This is a genomic window from Mycobacterium mantenii (assembly GCF_010731775.1).
Taxonomy (GTDB): domain Bacteria; phylum Actinomycetota; class Actinomycetes; order Mycobacteriales; family Mycobacteriaceae; genus Mycobacterium; species Mycobacterium mantenii.
In genome coordinates this window covers 5349361-5367260 of record NZ_AP022590.1, presented here as the reverse complement: position 1 = coordinate 5367260, position 17900 = coordinate 5349361, and the positions used below count along the sequence as shown (strand labels likewise).

The 17900-nt window shown below is 65.0% G+C and carries 19 protein-coding genes and 1 pseudogene; 10 read left to right on the top strand and 10 right to left on the bottom strand.

Annotated features, from left to right (window positions below):
- Positions 1–21: 21 nt before the first annotated feature.
- The 4 genes from G6N50_RS24745 to G6N50_RS24730 are packed head-to-tail and all read right to left on the bottom strand — an operon-like array spanning position 22 to position 4003.
- Entirely contained in the window at positions 22–1062 is a 1041-nt protein-coding gene (locus tag G6N50_RS24745; protein ID WP_083093840.1) for a CaiB/BaiF CoA transferase family protein, read from the bottom strand.
- A complete protein-coding gene (locus G6N50_RS24740; protein ID WP_083093842.1) occupies positions 1059–2015 on the bottom strand; it encodes an LLM class F420-dependent oxidoreductase in 957 nt (318 codons plus the stop codon). Before G6N50_RS24740 ends, G6N50_RS24745 begins: the two co-directional genes overlap by 4 nt.
- Positions 2000–2425, bottom strand: a complete 426-nt coding sequence (locus G6N50_RS24735) for a cobalamin B12-binding domain-containing protein (protein WP_083093844.1) — start codon at positions 2423–2425, stop codon at positions 2000–2002. The genes G6N50_RS24740 and G6N50_RS24735 overlap by 16 nt, the downstream gene beginning before the upstream one ends.
- A complete protein-coding gene (locus G6N50_RS24730) occupies positions 2426–4003 on the bottom strand; it encodes a methylmalonyl-CoA mutase family protein (RefSeq protein WP_083093846.1) in 1578 nt (525 codons plus the stop codon).
- Positions 4004–4072: 69 nt separating this feature from the next.
- Here G6N50_RS24730 and G6N50_RS24725 point away from each other — a divergent pair, with 69 nt between their 5' ends.
- The gene (locus G6N50_RS24725) at positions 4073–4897 is read left to right on the top strand and encodes an SDR family oxidoreductase (protein WP_083093848.1); all 825 of its coding nucleotides are present in this window, start codon (positions 4073–4075) and stop codon (positions 4895–4897) included.
- 4 nt (positions 4898–4901) lie between these two features.
- On the opposite strand, the gene G6N50_RS24720 is transcribed toward G6N50_RS24725, so the two are convergent.
- From G6N50_RS24720 to G6N50_RS24705, 4 genes are all read right to left on the bottom strand, one after another.
- On the bottom strand, positions 4902–5708 hold the full coding sequence (locus G6N50_RS24720; protein WP_083093850.1) for a methyltransferase domain-containing protein: 807 nt from the start codon (positions 5706–5708) through the stop codon (positions 4902–4904).
- 59 nt (positions 5709–5767) lie between these two features.
- Entirely contained in the window at positions 5768–6466 is a 699-nt protein-coding gene (locus G6N50_RS24715; protein ID WP_083093853.1) for a M15 family metallopeptidase, read from the bottom strand.
- 179 nt (positions 6467–6645) lie between these two features.
- A complete protein-coding gene (locus G6N50_RS24710) occupies positions 6646–6849 on the bottom strand; it encodes a cold-shock protein (RefSeq protein WP_067829263.1) in 204 nt (67 codons plus the stop codon).
- A 583-nt stretch (positions 6850–7432) separates the two neighbouring features.
- Complete coding sequence (locus G6N50_RS24705) at positions 7433–7666, bottom strand: hypothetical protein (RefSeq protein ID WP_083093855.1); 234 nt, start codon at positions 7664–7666, stop codon at positions 7433–7435.
- Positions 7667–8062: 396 nt separating this feature from the next.
- Here G6N50_RS24705 and G6N50_RS24700 point away from each other — a divergent pair, with 396 nt between their 5' ends.
- The 3 genes from G6N50_RS24700 (at position 8063) to G6N50_RS24690 (ending at position 9434) form a co-directional block, all read left to right on the top strand.
- Positions 8063–8500, top strand: coding sequence for a DUF5994 family protein (locus G6N50_RS24700; RefSeq protein WP_083093982.1), 438 nt, complete (start codon positions 8063–8065; stop codon positions 8498–8500).
- Positions 8501–8740: 240 nt separating this feature from the next.
- On the top strand, positions 8741–8989 hold the full coding sequence (locus G6N50_RS24695) for an LLM class flavin-dependent oxidoreductase (RefSeq protein WP_142275457.1): 249 nt from the start codon (positions 8741–8743) through the stop codon (positions 8987–8989).
- A 13-nt stretch (positions 8990–9002) separates the two neighbouring features.
- Positions 9003–9434, top strand: coding sequence for a tautomerase family protein (locus G6N50_RS24690; RefSeq protein WP_083093859.1), 432 nt, complete (start codon positions 9003–9005; stop codon positions 9432–9434).
- A gap of 6 nt (positions 9435–9440) precedes the next feature.
- On the opposite strand, the gene G6N50_RS24685 is transcribed toward G6N50_RS24690, so the two are convergent.
- Positions 9441–10721 (bottom strand): cytochrome P450, encoded by a 1281-nt coding sequence (locus tag G6N50_RS24685; RefSeq protein WP_083093861.1) that lies wholly within the window; start codon positions 10719–10721, stop codon positions 9441–9443.
- A gap of 258 nt (positions 10722–10979) precedes the next feature.
- Between G6N50_RS24685 and G6N50_RS24680 the strand changes: the two genes are divergently transcribed.
- From G6N50_RS24680 to G6N50_RS24665, 4 genes and pseudogenes are all read left to right on the top strand, one after another.
- Positions 10980–11534 (top strand): TetR/AcrR family transcriptional regulator, encoded by a 555-nt coding sequence (locus G6N50_RS24680; protein ID WP_083093983.1) that lies wholly within the window; start codon positions 10980–10982, stop codon positions 11532–11534.
- Between the two features lie 188 nt (positions 11535–11722).
- Positions 11723–12573, top strand: a pseudogene (locus tag G6N50_RS24675) (mycofactocin-coupled SDR family oxidoreductase).
- A 335-nt stretch (positions 12574–12908) separates the two neighbouring features.
- Positions 12909–14285, top strand: a complete 1377-nt coding sequence (locus tag G6N50_RS24670; RefSeq protein ID WP_083093984.1) for a TIGR00366 family protein — start codon at positions 12909–12911, stop codon at positions 14283–14285.
- Between the two features lie 280 nt (positions 14286–14565).
- Positions 14566–16068: a rolling circle replication-associated protein gene (locus G6N50_RS24665; protein ID WP_012396365.1), complete on the top strand. Its 1503-nt coding sequence runs from the start codon at positions 14566–14568 to the stop codon at positions 16066–16068.
- Here the strand turns inward: G6N50_RS24665 and G6N50_RS29555 are convergent.
- Positions 16047–16487, bottom strand: a complete 441-nt coding sequence (locus G6N50_RS29555; protein ID WP_012396366.1) for a hypothetical protein — start codon at positions 16485–16487, stop codon at positions 16047–16049. The genes G6N50_RS24665 and G6N50_RS29555 overlap by 22 nt on opposite strands.
- Before the next feature lie 268 nt (positions 16488–16755).
- Between G6N50_RS29555 and G6N50_RS24655 the strand changes: the two genes are divergently transcribed.
- Both G6N50_RS24655 and G6N50_RS24650 read left to right on the top strand, forming a co-directional pair.
- Positions 16756–17340, top strand: a complete 585-nt coding sequence (locus G6N50_RS24655; protein WP_232068827.1) for a CAAX protease — start codon at positions 16756–16758, stop codon at positions 17338–17340.
- Positions 17341–17393: 53 nt separating this feature from the next.
- Positions 17394–17735, top strand: coding sequence for a hypothetical protein (locus G6N50_RS24650; RefSeq protein ID WP_012396368.1), 342 nt, complete (start codon positions 17394–17396; stop codon positions 17733–17735).
- Positions 17736–17900: the final 165 nt, after the last annotated feature.

Here is a 17900-nt window from a genome sequence, read left to right as displayed (position 1 = left end):
CACGCTCGGCGGCAATCGCGTCTAGCCCTCCGGTAGCTCCGGCGGGGGCCGGTACTCGGGCTGATACCCGGAGACGTGGATCGGGCTTCCCACCAAACGGAACTCGCCCGCTGTCACAATCACTTCCGGGGTCGCCTCGAGCGCCTCGGGCAGGGTCCGGACGGCGGCTGCCGGAACCCCCAAGGGACGCAGTCGCCGTTCCCATCCGACGGCGCTGTCGGTAGCCAGCATCGCCATGACGATGGTCAGCACTTCGTCGCGGCGGGCGACCCGCTCGGCCATCGTTTCGAAACCCCCGATGCCCGCTTCGGCGGCGAACGACTTCCAGAAGCCGTCGTGGGTGATGAACAGCGCCAGATACCCGTCAGCGGTTGGAAAAAGCTGGGCCGGAACGTAATAAGAGTGCGCCCCGTGTGGGCGGCGCTGAGGCTCGACGCCGTCGTTGAGATAAGCGGAGGCGTGGTAGTTCAGCTGGGACAGCATGACGTCGCGCAGCGACACATCCACCTGGCCCCCGGTGCCGGAGATGATCTTGGCCAAAAGCCCCAGCGCCGCGGTCATTCCGGTGGAGTTGTCGGCCGACGAGTAGCCGGGCAGCGTCGGCGGGCCATCGGGGTCGCCGGTCAGCGCGGCGGTGCCGACGCCGGCCTGCACCACGTAGTCGAACGCCGGATCGTCGCCTCCGTACAGACCGAAGCCGGTGATCGCGACGCAGACGATCCGCTCGTTGTGCCGCCGCAATGTGTCGTAGGTCAGACCCAGCCGGCGGATGGCCGACGGTTTCAGGTTCACCAGCAGCGCGTGGGAATCGGCGACCAGCTCGCCTAATCGCTGTTGTCCCGCATCGGAATTCAGGTCCAGCGTGATGCTGGACTTGTTGCGGTTCAGGCTGGCGAAGTAGGTGGCGCCGACGCTGCGGGAGATCTCGCCGCCGGCGGGTTCGATCTTGGTGACCTCGGCACCGAGATCGGCCAGCAGCATGGTCGCATACGGGCCCGCCAGCATGGTGCCGACCTCGAGGACGCGAATCCCGGCCAGCGGTCCGGCGTTGTTCGGAGTCAACGCAATTCCGCCGCGAGTGAGGCGATCATCTCGCGGGTGCGGCGCTTAGAAGCCACCAGCTCATCGCGGTTGTCACCGATCGGCAGCAGCCGCACCGACAGATCCGTCACACCGGCGTCGGCGAATCGCCGCATCCGGGCCAGGATCGCCTCCTCGTCGCCGGCGGCACACAGATCACCGACGTCACGGGCATCGCCGCGGTCGAGCAGGCGTTGATAGTTGGGTGACACTTCGGCTTCGCCCAGAATGCGGTTGGCTCGCTCCTTGGCCTCGTCGACCTGCCCGGGTGCGCAGAGGCATACCGGGATGCCCGCAACGATCCGCGGTGCCGGGCGTCCCGCGTCGGCGGCGGCCTTGGTGATCTTCGGCGCGATGTGATCGCCGATCGCGCGCTCATCGGCCATCCACAGCACGGTCCCGTCGGCGAGTTCGCCGGCGATCTGCAACATCACCGGCCCCAGCGCGGCGACCAGGACCGGCATCGGGGTATCGGCCCCGATCGCCAGCGGATTGTGCACCGTGAACGAATCATTCTCGACGTCAACCGGTCCCGGGCCGGCGATGGCGGCGTTGAGCACCTGAAGGTAGTCGCGGGTGTAGGCGGCCGGCTTCTCGTACGGCAGGCCGAGCATGTCCCGGATGATCCAATGGTGCGACGGGCCAACACCCAGCGCCAGCCGTCCACCGGCCATCGCATGCGTCGAGAGCGCCTGGCGGGTAAGGGCGATCGGGTGCTGGGCCTGCAGCGGCACCACCGCGGTACCGAGCTCGATGCGCGAGCTGTGCGCGGCCATCAGCGACACCATGGTCAGGCAGTCGAAGTCGTTGGGCACCTGCGGCATCCATGCCGTGTGCAGACCCGCGGATTCGGCCCATTCGATATCGGAGGCCAGTTTGTCCACCTTGCGGGCCATGTCGCCCCGCTCGGCGCCGATCATCACTCCGACGCGCATGGTTCCTCCGTGACGGGTTCCGGGGTTCCGGTCAGTGCGCGGATGTCGCGCACCAGGTCGTCCAGCGGTGTCCCGGTAGGGAATACCGCGGCGGCACCGGCGGAAAGCAGCTTGGGGACGTCGGCATGCGGGATGGTGCCCCCGACGACGACGGCGATGTCGGCGGCGTCCGCGGCGCGTAACGCTTCCACGGTGCGCGCGGTGAGCGCCAGATGGGCACCGGAGAGAATGCTCAGGCCGACCACCGCGACATCTTCCTGCACCGCGATCGAGGCGATGTCCTCGATGCGCTGCCGGATGCCGGTGTAGATGACCTCGAACCCGGCGTCACGCAGGGTGCGGGCGACGATTTTGGCGCCGCGGTCATGCCCATCCAAGCCGGGTTTGGCAACAAGAACGCGCACGGCCATCTAAAACACCACCGGTTGCTGGAATTCGCCCCACACTGCCTTGAGCGCGGAGACCATTTCCCCGACCGTGCAGTAGGCGTTGGCGCAGTCGATCAACTTGTGCATCAGGTTGTCATCTCCCTCGGCGGCGCGCGACAGCGCCGCAAGGCTGGATTTCACTGCGGCCGAGTCTCTTTCGGCCTTGACTTTGGACAGCCTCTTCAGCTGCAGATCACGTCCTTCGGCATCGAGCTCGTAGGTGACGACATCGTGTGCCGGCTCCTCGGTGACGAACCGGTTGACCCCGACGACCGGGCGGGTGCCGGCCTCGACGTCCCGATGCAAGTTGAAGGCTTCGTCGGCGATCAGGCCCTGCAGGTAACCGTCCTCGATGGCCTGGACCATCCCACCGTGCCGCTCGAGGTCGGACATGATCTCGATGATGCGCTCCTCGGTGGCATCGGTCAGCGCCTCCACGAAGTATGAGCCGCCCAGCGGGTCGGCGACGCTGGCGACGCCGGTTTCGTGCGCCAGGATCTGCTGGGTGCGCAGCGCCAGTGTGGTGGTCTCCTCGGTGGGCAGGGCGAACGGTTCGTCCCAGGCCGCGGTGAACATCGATTGCACACCGCCCAGCACCGCGGCCATCGCCTCGTAGGCGACCCGGACGATGTTGTTGTGGGCCTGGGGCGCGTACAGCGACGCGCCACCACAGACGCAGCCGAACCGGAACATCGCCGCCTTGGCCGTCGTCGCCCCGTACCGCTCCTGCACGATGGTCGCCCAACGGCGGCGCCCCGCACGGTATTTGGCGATCTCCTCGAAGAAGTCTCCGTGGGTGTAGAAGAAGAACGAGATCTGCGGTGCGAACTGGTCGATCGTCATGCGGCCGCGCTCGACCACGGTGTCGCAATAGGTCACCCCGTCGGCCAGCGTGAACGCCATCTCCTGCACCGCGTTGGCCCCGGCGTCGCGGAAGTGCGCCCCGGCCACCGAAATCGCGTTGAACCGGGGAACCTCGGCCGCGCAGAACTCGATGGTGTCGGCGATCAGTCGCAGCGACGGCTCCGGCGGCCAGATCCAGGTCCCCCGCGAGGCATACTCCTTGAGGATGTCGTTCTGGATCGTCCCGGTGAGCTTGGCCCGCGGTATCCCCTTTTTCTCGGCGGCGGCGACGTAGAACGCCAGCAGGATCGCCGCCGTTCCGTTGATCGTCATGCTCGTGCTCAGCTTGTCCAACGGGATGCCGTCGAACAGGATCTCGAAGTCGGCCAGGGTGTCCACCGCGACGCCGACCCGGCCGACCTCCTCGCCGAACTCGGGGTCGTCGGAGTCGTAGCCGCACTGGGTGGGCAGATCGAGCGCCACCGACAGCCCGGTGCCGCCCTGATCCAGCAGGTAGCGGTAGCGGCGATTCGATTCCTCGGCGGTGCCGAATCCGGAGTACTGCCGGAAGGTCCAGAGCTTCCCGCGATAACCGGACGCGAAGTTACCCCGGGTGAAGGGGAACTCCCCCGGCTGCGGAGGCTCCGCGCTGACGTCCGCCGGCCCGTATACGGGCTGCAGCGGGATACCTGACGGAGTGTGGGCCGTATTATCCATCGGTGAATAACGTACTTGCAAAAAAAGAGAATGCCAATACCACAGCTTGACCAGGTAAAGGGAGGCTCAATGCCTAACGGTTCGCTCGTCGATCGCACCGTCGTCATCTCCGGTGGCAGCCGCGGAATCGGGCTCGCAATCGGAATCGGTGCGGCCAGGCAAGGCGCCAACGTGGTGCTCCTGGCCAAGACCGACACCCCCCATCCGCGCCTGCCCGGAACGGTGCACACCGCCGCCGCGGAGGTCGAGGCCGCCGGCGGCAAGGCGCTGGCGGTCGTCGGTGACGTGCGCCGCGAGGAGGACGTACAACGCGTGGTCGACGCGGCGGTGGGGCGGTTCGGCGGCGTCGACGTCTGCGTCAACAACGCCAGCGCCATCGCGGTGGAACCGACCGCCGTGCTGTCGGCCAAGAAGTACGACCTGATGCAGGAGATCAACCTGCGCGGCACCTTCCTGCTGACCAAGGCCTGCGTGCCTCATCTGGAGAAGTCCGCCAACCCGCACGTCCTCACCATCTCGCCACCGGTGAACATGAACCCCCGCTGGCTGGGCGCCCACCCCGCCTACACGCTGTCCAAGTACGGCATGACGCTGCTGTCGCTGGGCTGGGCGGCGGAATTCACCGACGCCGGGATCGGCGTGAATTGCCTTTGGCCGCAGACGTATATCGCCACCGCCGCGGTGGCGAACATGGCCGATGGGGACAAGTTGGCCGAGTCGTCGCGCAGTCCGGAGATCATGGCCGACGCCGCCGTAGAAATCATCACGCGGCCCAGTAGGGAAACCACCGGAAACTGCTACATCGACGCCGACGTGCTGCGATCCGCCGGCGTCGCGGACCTGTCCCGGTACGGCGGCGGTGACCACCCCATCCCCGACCTCTTCCTGGACTGAAGGCCTATGCGCGGCAGATGATTTCACCGTGCGGGATGGCGATCCAGCCATCCGGGGCGCCGGCCCATTCTCGCCACCCGGCGGAGATCTCCTCAAGCTGGGCGGTGCTCGCCAGCCCGAGGCTCACTAGGTCACGCGCCACGGTTGAGTGCAGGATGCGGTCGGCCCACATTCCGCCCCACCAGTCGCGCGTTGCGGGCGTGGCATAACACCACAGGCTGCCCGTGGGCGTGATGTCGTCGAATCCCGCCTGCCGCGCCCAGGACAGCAGCCGCCGGCCCGCATCCGGTTCGCCGCGGCTGGCGCGCGCGACACGTTGGTAGAGGTCTCGCCACAGGTCGAGCACCGGAAGCTCCGGATACCAGATGAATCCCGCGTAGTCGGCGTCGCGGGCCGCCACGATGCCGCCCGGCACACACACGCGCCGCATCTCGCGCAGGGCGGCCACCGGATCGGCGGCGTGCTGCAACACCTGATGCGCGTGGACGACATCGAAGGCGCCGTCGGGAAAGTCAAGGTGGTGGATGTCGGCGGTCACGAACGAGACGTTGGACAGATCGCGCTTCTCGACCTCGCTTCGGGCAACGCTGAGCACGTCGGTGGCCTGGTCGACGGCGGTCACCGATCCAGGTGCGACCAGTGCGGCCAGATCGGCGGTGATGGTGCCGGGTCCGCAACCGACGTCGAGCACGGACAGCCCCGGCTTCAGATGCCCTAGCAGGTACGCCGCGGAATCCTGGGCGGTGCGGCGCTGATGACTGCGCAGCACCGACTCGTGATGTCCGTGCGTGTAACTGGCCCGGTCGTTCATGCCGCAAGCTTACCGACGGCAAGTCATAATATGAAACTAGTGTCTCACCATATGAGATGCTAGTCGACGGGGACGTTGAGAATCGGACGGTCGACGCCGGCCCCTGGGCCGTCGAAGTGCCACCACTCGCCGGAGTAGGGCGACAATCCGCCGTACTTCATTGCGTCCCGCAACTGCGTCCGGTTCGCCTGAGCGTCGGCGCTGACACCCTGCGTCGCGAATGCCGTTGCGCGCGGCGAGAAATCGTCGAAATCGGTACCCATATCGGCCAGGCACAACCCACCCGCATGACGCTCGGGCGGGCACTGTGGTTGCACGCTGGTGAACGTGACGTCGACCGATCGTCCCGACTCATGGCTGCGGGCGTACGCGCCCGGCCGTGCCACCCAGGCCGGGTTGGGAACCACGTTGAACATCCTGACCTGAACGTCGTGCGGCCGATAGCAGTCCCAGAACACCAGCAGGTGACCCTGCGGGCGCAACGCACCGGCCGCGGCGGCGAGGCCGGGGGCCATCGATTGGTGCACAAGGCATCTCGCGTCGGAAGGATACAGCTGGGTGTGAGTGAAGTTGTTCGTCGTCGCGTAGCGTAGGTCGAGCACCGCGTCTGGAACGACGGTGCGGATGTCGACGAATCCCGCCGCTCGCGCGGCGTCGCTGACCGGCGGCACGTCGGGGCCGGCGTTCGCGATGCGTGTCCCGGTTAACGAGACGAGCGCCAACGCGATTGCCAACCGCAGCACCAGCGCGAGACGCATGCGGTCATTATCCGGGTTCATCGATCCGGATGGGTTAAGTACCGGATGATGTCGCAGGCGGGCGACGGGACCAACGGCCCGGCTGCGGCCCACAGCCGGGGAAACCACAGCGCCCGAATACACCGGTGGGACCGGTACGAAGGATCCGCACCAGCCCCACCGTGATGTATGTGAAGTTCTTAGACGGCAGTGACGCCTACCGCCTGGGGTCCTTTGGCTCCTTGCTCAACCTCGAACTGAACACGCTGGTTCTCCTCGAGCGAGCGATAGCCGTTTCCCTGGATTTCGGAGTAGTGGACGAAGAGGTCTTTCGTGCCTTCGTCAGGGGTGATGAAGCCGAAGCCCTTTTCACCGTTGAACCACTTCACAGTTCCCTGTGCCATTTACTTACTTCTCTCATTCAAATGCGGATGTACCAAACACATCCATACGGCCTCAGAGTAGCACGGGACCGCCTATTGTCTTGAAACCGTTGTGGTGCTCACGAATTCAGCGCTACATGGGCTTGAACAGCCGCTACGCGCCTGTGGTGCAGCCTAGTCCGCGCCAGAACCGCCTCCTTCGGGGCGCGCAACGGTGTAGAGCACCGCTTGACCGACCACAGCGGGCACGGTGCCGACTGCCTGTACAGTGGAGATGAACCGCTCTCTGGCGGTCAACCGCGAATCGTGAACGAATTACCAATGACATCGCCGTGCGATTCGATCCTCGTCCGACCGTAAGTTAGCACTGCGTATCGGCCGAACTCCTCATTCGGAAGGACACCTATGGACACATCGAACCTGTTTTCTCATCCCGAGGCACCGAAGCACGTCGCTTCGGGCGAATCCTCCGGGAAACCGGTCGAGAACCCGACGTTTTCGGACCAACCCGATGCCGATGCTCTCCGTTCAGAGAGACGGCGACGGTAATCGGCTTAGAGAGCGCTCGAGGAGGTGCCCCAAGGGGAAGCTACGCCGCACGATGTCAGGAAGCTTTGGCGTACCTGCGGACTAATTCATCTTCGCCGAACGTACTGGTTCGCTGCTGGCCGTTGTCGTCTCGGCTGAAAAATGTCCACTGCCGCGGCCCGCTCTGCGGACCACTGATCATCTTGACGGTCAAACGCAGTTCGGTGGGACGCCGCGTGCCGATGATGTCACCGACCCGGATCTGCGACGGATGGATCTCGATCGCGTCGCACCAGTTCTCTATTGCCATGTAATACGCCCTCACTGTTGCCGTCACCCTACCCGCAATCCCGATCCAGGGTGGGAAGATGGCGAGCATCGCCCATTCATCCCTTGCGGCGCAAGGACGTTGGAATCCCCACGAAGCCGACGGGCAAGGCCGCGCCGCGCTTGCGCGCTCTCGTTGCGTACCCAACCGCCCCGGTCGCCCACTGGTGGCGTAGCGTCGAACGCGAGCCGTTCGTTGTCAGCGGTGGTCCACCGCACCATCGGCGCGGACGACACCCACCGGGCAATGTGATTCCTCCGTCTATCCCGCGTCCGCGGGCCCGACGACACCGAGCGCGAAGGAACCGCCCATGGGTGATGCAGGCCCGGCTATCGGGGGCGCGACTTGCCAACTGAGGTACTTCCGATGAGCTACGCGATCGGGAGCCGACGCCAAGCCAATCCCATCCGGTTATCGGTGGCTCGCGAGCTCGGCCGCCACATTGACGGTGCGTGGTGGCCGCGCGCAGATCGCATCACCAACGAATTGCCCGAGCTCGTTGCGGTCCTGACTCCGCTGCTCGGAGGCGTCACAGCCATCAACGTGAATTGGTCGTCGCTCCAACGACCACCCGATCTCAACTGGCCGGGATGGGAAGGCAAACGCCAGCACGTCATGACGGTCAGCGGCGCGCAGGCCTGCGCCAACCTGCTGGTCGTCTCCTACGCGACCCACAGCGCATTGGCCCTGATGGTGCTGCGCCATGCGGCAAACCTACCCATTACGGGTGCTGACCGCGTTAAACCTGCATTCATAGCCGCAGACTCGATCCTGCGGGCCGCACACCAACAGCGTGAACGTGCTACCGGCAGCTAGCCAGCCACCAAACGTCGTCGCGACCGTTCCGAGCGGATTAGCGCGCGGCGGCGGCGTTGCCGCTGCACAGGTCCGGCAAGAGCGCCCCACGCACCGCTGACCGCTGCGTCGAGGACGTCGACGATTGCTGAGATGTAGACGCGGTGGGGCAGAACCATTGATGCGCTGGTGACCATCAATTATGGTCGGGTAGCCGATCGGCTAGTCTCCGGGCCGGCGGTTCGCGAAGGAGCGACGGCGATGGTCAAATTCGGCTTATACGAGAAGACAGCGCTCTCCAACGCGGCGAGGGTGCCGCGGTCGCTCGTAGCAGAGCTGTTTGCGGTGGGAACACCCGACGAGGTGATCGGACAGATCGCGGAGTTTCGTGACCACGGCCTGCGTTACCTCGTCGTGGGCAATGCCGGTGCGATTCAACCGAGTCTGCGCAAGAGCGCATCCGCAACCATGCCCGACATCAAGGTCGTTCGGGGCTTGAAGAAGCTGTGAGGAGGGTGCCGCAATGCCGATGATCGACCTGACCTTCGTGCGCGGCTCGGCGGATGAGGAAGCGCTGAGCCGATTGGCCGACGAATTGGTCACCGTGTTGCTGCGGGCCGAACGTGCGCCGGACACACCGTTTTTGCGCGACAACACCTGGGTCTACCTGCACGCCAAAGACTCCACCGAGCTTTCGGTGGGCGGCCGCGGTCCGGGTGCCGCCCGGTTCAGGATCGACCTGACGGTGTTCGAAGGTGCGCTGTCCAAGGAGCGCAAAGAGCAGCTGGCCGCCGACGTGCACGCTGCGGTTTGCGCCGCGGCGGGAATCGACCCACGGGGCCAACGGGCGTTTCACGTCTGGACGTTGATCCACGAAATCCCCGAAGGAAACTGGGCCGGCGGCGGCAACATCATCTACTACCAACAGGTTAAAGGCCTTGCGGCACAAGACTAACGATCGTCAGTCGGCCTGCGTGAACTCGATGTACAGCTCCTTGAGCCCGCGCAGCAGGAAGGTGGGCTCGTAGCGGTACTCCCGGTTGGGCGGCAGGCCGTGCTTGGCCTCGCTGATCCGGATGTCGCGCGTGCGGTCCAGGAGACGGCTGATGGTCACCTGGCCTTCCACGCGCGCAAGCGGTGCGCCTGCGCAGGTGTGGATTCCGCGACCGAAGGCGATGTGCTCACGAACGTTCTTCCGATCGACCTGAAATTCATTCGGATTCTCGAATCTTCGCGGATCGCGGTTGGCCGCTCCCAGGCACAGCATGATGACCGTGCCGGCCGGGATCCGCACTCCGCCCAGGGTGGTCGTCTTGCGAGCCAGCCGGAAGTCGACCTTGGTCGGGCTCTGCATGCGCAGCGCCTCTTCGATGAACGAGCCGACCAGGCTTCGGTCGGCGCGCAACCGCGCCTGCAGTTCGGGCTGGTCACCGAGAACCTCAACCGCGGCGCTCAGCAGCTTGGTCACGGTCTCCTGGCCGGCCGCGAACAGGAAGGTGGCCGGTCGGACGACCTCCAGTAGCGGTGGGGTCGAGCCATCGGGGTAAGTGGCGGTCGCGAGACCGGTCAGCACGTCCTCGCGGGGGCGTTCCCGCCGGTCGGCGATGTAGGCGCCGAACAGGTCGTCGAGGTACTGCAACGGATTGCTGCCCACCGGTTCGTGATCGAGTGCCCCCACCCTGGCGCCCGGCGCGTTACCGGCCCCGAGATTGCGGCGGATCTCTGGGCGGTCCTCGTCCGGCACCCCGAGCAGATCGGCGATCGCCAGCGTCGCGAACGGCTTCGCGTACTCGCCGAGGAACTCACACTGACCGTTGGCGATGAACTCGTCGAATTGCCGATCGGCCAACCGCCAGATGTAGTCCTTGTTTTCCTGCAGCCGACGCGGAGTGAGCAGCCGCCCTAGCAGGGAGCGCGCCTTTTCATGTTCGGGCGGGTCCATGACGACCATGTGCTCGAAGATCGGGAATTCGTGGCGGTGCGCTTCGATCTGGTCGCCGATGTCATCCCCTTCCGGGGTGAACGGCAGCGGGGGAAACGGACCGCCGATCGCGTTCACCGCGGAGAACGAATCGACGTCTTTGAAGCCGGCCTGGACTTCCTGGTACCCGGTGACGGCCACGACTCCGTAATGCGGCTCACGGAACACCGGGCCCCGGCCGCGCAGATAATCCCAGTAGGCATAGGGATCTTGCGCGATGTCGGCGTCGGTGAAGTAGTCGACGTCGGCGAGTTCAGTCATGAGTTCAATTCCTTTTCCCGGCCTGCAGAGCGGGGCAGCACGCCGAAGCGCCCTCGGTGGCCGCGGCGATGGGTTGTGAACAGGCGGTCACCTTCATCCCGACTCTTTGCGTACTAATAAACTGATCGATCGACCAAATTGTTAGGATGCGGTATGCCTACCACGGATCGCGCAAACCGGTCAAGCAAAGCGGGTGCGCCCAATCCGCCAGCGACCCGCCAGATCAAGAAGAGCGCCGAGGCCGGGGCGCGCGGCAAGCTGATCGAGGCCACCGCCCGACTCATGCGCGAGGAAGGCTACGCCGCGGCCACGTCCCGGCGCGTGGCAGCCGAGGCAGGCGTCAAGCAGGCCCTGGTCTACTACTACTTCCCGACGATGGACGATCTGTTCGTGGAGGTGCTGCGGGCCGGTGCCGAGACCGCGCTGGCGCGCATGCGGGCACTGCTGACCGAGGACGATCCGCTGCGAGCGCTGTGGGTGATGAACAGCGACTCCGCCGTGACGGCGTTGAATGCCGAGTTCATGGCACTGGCCAACCACCGCAAGGCAATTGGCGCCGAGCTGAAGGCCTACGCCGAGCGAGTACGCGACATCGAGACGGCGGCCGTGACGATGGTGCTGCGCGCCAATCACATCGATCTCGATAAGTATCCACCGGTGGCGATCTCGATGCTGATCGCGCAGGTGGCGCGCAGCCTGTGCAACGAAAGCGCGGTCGGCGTCACCCAAGGGCACGACGAGCTACGCGGATTCGTCGAACGCCAGATGAGCCTGCTGAAGACACCCGCGGCCACCCCGGCGCCGCGCGGCTAGCACCGGCCGGCCGCTTCGGGTGAGCGGCGCGTCGCGTCGGCGCCCAGGCATCGCGTCGCGCGGTGGTCGGTTGGCAGCACGGGCGAATGGTGCCACCCTTCCTGATCGGTCGACAAATAATTCAAGGTCGACAGACAGGCGCGCCGGGCCATCGTCATCCCGGCCGCTCGGATCAGTGAGGTGCAGTCATGGGCGGAAGAGTTGAGGGCAAGGTTGCGCTGATCACCGGCGCCGCCCGGGGCCAAGGCCGCAACCACGCGGTGCGGTTGGCGCAGGAGGGCGCCGACATCATCGCGGTCGACATCTGCTCGCCGATCAGCAGCAGCAGCAGCAGCAGCGAGATTCCACCATCGACGCCCCCGATGACCTGGCCGAGACGGCCGACCTGATCAGGGGCCTCAATCGGCGCATCGTGACCAACGAGGTCGACGTGCGTGACTACGACGCCCTGAAGGCGGCGGTGGACAGCGGAGTCGAACAGCTGGGCCGGTTGGACATCATCTGCGCGAATGCCGGAATCGGCAACGGCGGACAGACTCTCGACAAAACCCGGGAAGACGACTGGCGCGACATGATCGACGTCAACCTGTCGGGCGTCTGGAAGACCGTCAAAGCTGGTGTGCCGCACCTGATTTCTCAGGGTCAGGGCGGATCGATCATCTTGACCAGCTCGGTCGGCGGACTCAAGGCCTACCCGCACACCGGTCACTACATCGCGGCCAAGCACGGCGTCGTCGGCTTGATGCGCGCTTTCGCGGTGGAACTCGGCCAGCACTTCATCCGGGTGAATTCCGTTCACCCGACCAACGTGAACACACCGATGTTCATGAACGAGGGAACGATGAAGCTGTTCCGGCCCGATCTGGAGAACCCCGGCCCCGACGACCTCAAAGTCGCCGCGCAGTTCATGCACGTGCTGCCCGTCGGCTGGGTCGAGCCGATGGACATCAGCAACACGGTGCTGCTCCTGGCGTCCGACGAATCACGTTACATCACAGGCCTTCCGGTCACCGTGGACGCCGGGAGCATGCTCAAATAGCGGCAGCGCACGCAAAAGAAGCGGCCCCGCGCAAGCTCCACTAGGATCGCCAGTGCCCGCGGTCGAACGCGAGCTGACCACACCAAACAAAGGGGTCGATCTGCGAACGATGGCCGCTGGGCGATGGCGATGCGCGCTCCGAATACGAACCCCGCGCGCACTAGAGTCCCCCGCCCAACCAGCCGCGGTCACGATCGACTTCGACGCCCACCGAACACGAGGGCAAGTCGATGACGACGAGCGAAGAACCCAAGGCCGCGACCGAGGCGCCCGAGGCCGAACCTGAACAGCCAAGCGCGCCAGACGAAGAACGTAAACCCAGACACGGCGGCGTCATCCAGGCTTTCACCGCGCTCTGTGTCCGGTATGTCGAACGGCTGATGCCCGACCCCTACCTGTTCGCGGTCATCCTCACCGTCATCGTCGCCGCGCTGGTCGCGCTCTTGGTGCACGGCGCCTCGCCCAGCGGCATGCTCAAGGCCTGGTACGGGGGTGTGTGGGGACCGCAGAATATCTTCACCTTCGCCTTCCAGATGGTCTTGATACTCGTGACCGGCTACACGCTCGCCGAGGCACCGGTTCTGAAGCGGGCCATCGTCTACATCGCGAACAAGCCGAGGAACCAGGTACAAGGGGCCCTCCTGTGTTTTGGCGTGAGCGCTGCACTGTCCCTGCTGAACTGGGGACTCGGGCTGGTCGCCGGGGCACTGATCGCCCGCCAGGTCGCGAAGCGCTTCACCGACACACATTTCGGCTACCTCATCGCGGCAGCATTCATGGGTTTCATCGTCTGGACGCAGGGACTGTCGTCATCGATCGCGCTGGCGAACACGGACGACGGCAGCCCAATCAACGTGATTCACAAGATGACTGGCACCACGGTGCCGCTGAAGCTGACGATCTTCCAGCCCTACAGCTGGCTGTCGGTGATCGTCGTGCTGGCGTTGCTCGCGCTTGCGATCTGGCGCATGCACCCGGCGCAGAGCCTTGCGCCCGATCCGGCTGTGTTCGAGGACGAGGACCAGTCCGAGGGCAAGACCGAGGGCAAGCGATCGTTCGCCGAATGGCTGGAAAACCAGTGGATTCTCAACGTCTTCGTGTTCGCCGCGGGCATTACCTACTTCTGGCTCAGCGGCTTCGCGCTGAACATCTCGTCGATGATCATGTTGTTCACGATCACGAGTGCGCTGCTGCACCGCACGCCCATCCGGTTCATCCGCGCGTTTACCGGCGCGGCGAAGGTGTCTGGTCCACTGCTGCTGCAGTACCCGCTGTACGGCGGTTTGGTCGCGTTGCTCGGCTACGCGCCCCCGCAGGCCGCCGGCAAGGCCGTGCCCCTGCAGACGCTGCTGGCCCACGGGCTCGTGAGCGGCGCGACGCAGTACACGCTGCCGTTCCTGACCTTCGTCGGCTCGTTGATCATCAGCTTGTTCGTGCCGTCCGGCGGCGGGCACTGGGCCGTGCAGGGCCCGATCGCGATCGACTCTGCCCGGGCGGTCGGTCAGACCTCGCCGGGCTACCTCGGGTTGATGTCCATGGCCGTCGCCGTCGGCGAGGGGGTAGCGAACATGATCCAGCCCTTCTGGTTGCTGCCCCTGCTTGCGATCGCGAAACTCAATGTCCGCCAGGTGATGGGCTTCACGATCGTCGCGTTCTTGATCGGGTTGGCGGTCTTGGGTGCGACCACTCTGATTGCGCCTTACGTGGTTTGACGCCGCGCCAGACCGAGGGCATTGCACTCGCCAGATCTGTGGTGGCCAGGGGCGGGATCGAACCGCCGACCTTCCGCTTTTCAGGTGGGCGGAACGGCCGCTGGCCTGCGGCTTAACGACACCCATACGTCAAATACGGCGCGCTGAGCGCGTCTGACGCAGGGTGCTCGTCCGACGATCGGACAAGAACCGGACACGGTGACAGCACTCCCGTCAGGGAACCCATCATCGCCCGTCACCCAGGGACGCGCGCCGCGGGCTCCCGGGGAGCAGGCACCCGATGCCCAGCATCACGAGGTCGAGCGCGCATTCAACGAGCGCGATTGCGGAGCGACCCACTCTTCGCCCGGGCACGACCCGAACGGCCAGCCGGAACACGGACGGAGTCGCGGACGCCGGTAGACCGCGAGGGCCCGAGGCCGGCACGGCCGGAGGGCGCGAGAGCGGTAGCGGTCGGTCGGACGGTGGGAGCGACGTAGACGGTGTTCCGGCTGGGACCAACGGGCTTGTTATATGTGCCAAAAGTGTCCGCGACAGCATCGAGGGCGGCGCCGATGCGGAACTGTCGGCCGCAGATGCGCTGGGGCTGCGGTTCCCGAGCTCCGACTTGGTGGCCTCGGCGGCAGCGCTGTTTGAGCCGGCACAGCCATGGGCAGACGGGCAAGACCGTCTCGGGGTGGAACCGGAGTCCGGCCGGTTCCGGATCACGATCGGCCCCGGTGTAGTCCGCCTCGGCTGGACCAGTCCTGTGCGTGCGGAGAAGGCATCGGAGCGGTCAGTCGACCGTCACCGGCTGGATGTGGCCGCCGAGGAGGACCGCATAAAGACGGGCCGTAACATGTCCAACCCGCCTGGGCGAGCGATCACGGAATGGTCTCGCAAATCTCGTGCCGCGATGTGCCGCACCTTCGCCGAGCTCGACTACACACCGCTGGTGGAATGCGGCCGTGTGCCAGCGATGGTGACCCTGACCTACCCAGGCGAATGGCAATCCGTTGCGCCAGACGGCGCCAGTGTGAAACGACATATGGCCTTGTGGCGCAAGCGGTTTCAACGCGAATGGGGTGAACCGGCCCGCTATATCTGGAAGCTCGAATTTCAACGCCGCGGCGCACCACACATTCACTTGTGGATGACTCCGCCGCCCGCTGTGGGGCGATCAGGTCGCACGTTCCGAGACTGGCTGTCGCAGGAATGGGCAAACATTGTCGGCCATCCAGATCCGGAACAACGCGCGCGTCACTTGCTCGCCGGCACGGGGATCGACATCCTCAACGGATTGCGTGCGTGCGATCCCAAGCGCCTGGCCATTTACTTCACCAAACATTCTTCGCCGAATACGTTGGGCGACAAGGAATACCAGCATGTCGTGCCTGAGTTGTGGCAGCAGCCCGGACGTGGTCCCGGAAGGTTCTGGGGCGTCTACGGACTCAAAAAGGCCATCGCGGTCGTCGAGATCGCCCAGGACGCGTACCTGGCAGCGCGCCGAATCGTGCGGCGGTGGTCACGTAGCCAAGCGATCTACAGCAATCCTGCCAGCAGCTTCCCCACCGCCGTCGTGCCGCGCACGGCCACTCGGCTGGTCCCACGTGTTGGTCGGAACACCGGTGCCGTGACTCATCGGAGGGTGCGACGACGACGAGCCTTCTGCAACCAAGGCGGCGTCGCCGGCGGATACGCGCTAGTGAATGACGGGCCGGCGTTCGCATCCCGACTCGCGACAGCGTTACTTGGCACGGCGGTTAACACGCTTGCGGCACCTCACCCCGGCAATTGCGTGTGATTGCGCAACGCCTCGGTGGCGGCTTGAGCCGCGCCGCAGGCTTCGGTGAAGGCATGACGAGCTCTGTCGAACGCCTCCATCACTTCGAGAGCGTGATTGGGGTTGATAATCGCCCAGTTCAGCCTCGTAGACAAAGAACGGACGATGTCGGCGATCGTCAAACCTGTGCCAGCCAGCCGATTGACAACCCAGTTGACCACCGCGGGATCGCCCACATCGGCTCCGAAGGCATCAATGTCGAGCGACAACGTGCACATTTGCGCATGCAGATATTCGGCCTGTGCGACGAAGGGTGCCGAGTCGCCCCAACGCGCGAAGTCAGGGACACCGGGTTCAGTGGGCTGGCCGGGCGGCGTGGGCCAGAGTTCTCGAACCATCCCCAAAGTGTAGGCATGAACGACCGCCAGGGTGGCCGTCATGCTGGCCACCGTATGGACGATGACGAACGCGGGGGCCCCTCGACCAAATAGCAAAGAACCCGGGTCGACCGCGAGGGTCGAATACCGGGCTCTTCTGAATTCTCAACCAGAACATCCCTGGGGATGCAACTCTGGCCTTTATGTAGAGGATTCTACACGGCCGCCGTGTCGACCAGCAACGCCGTGGTTGACTGCCTGCATGGCGGTGCCGTACGGGCCTTGGGTCGAGAGCTGGTTTAGTTCCGACCGGTTCGCAACCTACTTGAGAATGGCGGGCCACGACAGGTCTCGTGCCTTGGCGTTGTACGAATGGAGCACCAGCCTGAACGCTGCCCTGCTGCACGACTTCGCCCACCTGGAGGTCGGACTCCGAAACATGTATGACACCGCTCTAAAGGGGGCGGTCGCAGGTGGCGACATCCACTGGCTCGACAGCACTTCGGCCGATCACCTGTTCCCCCGAAGTGTGGCCGGGAACGCACGAACGCATCGCGACATCGCCACTGCGCGTGACAATGCTGGCGGGAACGCGGCGCCGGCCGGCAAGGTGATTGCCGAGCTAACGTTCGGTTTCTGGGTCTTCCTAACGTCACGTCGGCACGAACCTCTCGTCTGGCTGCCGCATCTAGCACACGCTTACCCCAGCGGAACCCACCGCGTGCAACTGCACAATGGTTTGAGTGACCTTTTGAAGGCCCGCAATCGGGTTGCTCATCATGAGCCGGCGACCGCTCGTTCGGGGCGCGAGATAATCCGCCGAATCCGCGGTCACGCCCGATACATATCGGCGGAGCTTGCCCAACACATCGATGCAACGAGCACCGTCGAAACCATCATTCGGAACCGGCCATAGCCAACTGTCGCGGCGAAGGCCAGAAGTCGGCCCTGTGATGGTGTGATCGTGGCATGACGGACGTTCAGGTGGAGCTGCCCACCAGCGAAGCGAATCGACTCCGAAAGTGGGGATCTCTGTGGCTGGACCTTCTCCGCGCCGATATGGTCCTGCATGAACGTCAAAACCTACCGGAGACCGCCGCCAACGCCTTCACACGGCGCGCTCTGTGGGAGTCTGCGGTCATCACCTATGGGCGCATGGCGTTCAGCGACAAGAAGCGCAAGCTTGCCCATGACGAGTTGCTGAGAGTATCTGGAGGAGAGAAGGCGGTAGCATTCCACGACCAGCTCACCCGCTGGCGCCACGACCACTGTAGGTTCCAGTTTTACGTGGCGGATTTCCAAACTTCGTGACGTAGAAATGGCGGATCCGCCACAAAGATGGGAAAACGAGTTAGTAGCGCTAGGCATTGGGTGTTGCGCTGGCTCTGCTCAGCCACTCTTAGTGTGGCATCATTGAACGTGTGAAGTGTGTTCTGCTGCAGGCACATTGGCGGTTGTAATTGCCGAATCGCCCTG